1 protein-coding gene is annotated in these 1040 nt (G+C 47.5%); it reads left to right on the top strand.

Translation table 11 applies throughout. The features are described 5' to 3' along the window. Positions 1-98: 98 nt before the first annotated feature. On the top strand, positions 99-1040 hold a 942-nt coding region (locus tag A0765_RS09750; protein WP_142325669.1), incomplete at its 3' end, for an ABC-F family ATP-binding cassette domain-containing protein.

Below are 1040 nucleotides of genomic sequence, written 5' to 3'. Positions count from 1 at the left end.
AGGCTAGGACTTTTGTCCCAGCCTCTTTTATTTTCTTGCCAATTGGCTTCCTAAGATGGTATAATCAAGGAACTGCAATCAATGATAGAGGAGAAAAGATGAGTATTTTAGAAGTAAAAAATCTCAGCCACGGTTTTGGAGACCGGGCTATTTTTGAGGATGTATCCTTCCGCCTGCTCAAGGGGGAGCATATCGGTCTAGTCGGCGCCAATGGTGAGGGAAAGTCAACCTTTATGAGCATTGTGACGGGTAAAATGCTGCCGGATGAGGGTAAGGTCGAGTGGTCCAAGTATGTGACGTCTGGCTATCTGGACCAGCATGCTGTATTGGAGCAGGGCCAAACTGTCCGCGATGTGCTGCGGACAGCCTTTGACGAGCTGTTCAAGACTGAGGCCCGCATCAATGAAATCTATATGAGCATGGCTGAGGATGGAGCGGATGTGGATGCCCTGATGGAAGAAGTGGGCGAGCTGCAGGACCGCTTGGAGAGCCGGGATTTCTATACGCTGGATGCCAAGATTGACGAAGTTGCACGAGCACTAGGTGTCATGGACTACGGTATGGAGAGTGATGTGACAGAGCTATCTGGTGGGCAGCGGACTAAGGTTCTCTTGGCCAAATTGCTTCTGGAAAAACCAGATATCCTGCTTTTGGACGAGCCAACCAACTATCTAGATGCGGAGCATATTGACTGGCTCAAGCGCTATCTCCAAAACTATGAAAATGCCTTTGTTCTGATCTCGCATGATATTCCTTTCTTGAATGATGTGATCAATATCGTCTACCATGTGGAAAATCAGCAGTTGACCCGCTATTCTGGGGATTATTACCAATTCTTAGAAGTCTATGAGATGAAAAAATCTCAGCTGGAAGCCGCCTATGAACGCCAGCAGAAGGAAATTGCGGACCTTAAGGACTTTGTGGCCCGCAACAAAGCCCGTGTGGCGACCCGTAATATGGCTATGTCTCGCCAAAAGAAACTGGATAAAATGGATATTATTGAGCTGCAAAGTGAGAAACCAAAACCATCCTTCGACTTC

This window comes from Streptococcus cristatus (assembly GCF_001588905.1).
GTDB classification, from domain to species: domain Bacteria; phylum Bacillota; class Bacilli; order Lactobacillales; family Streptococcaceae; genus Streptococcus; species Streptococcus cristatus_N.
The sequence above is the reverse complement of the archived record's forward strand: the minus strand, read 5'-3'. Positions and strand labels throughout refer to the sequence as shown.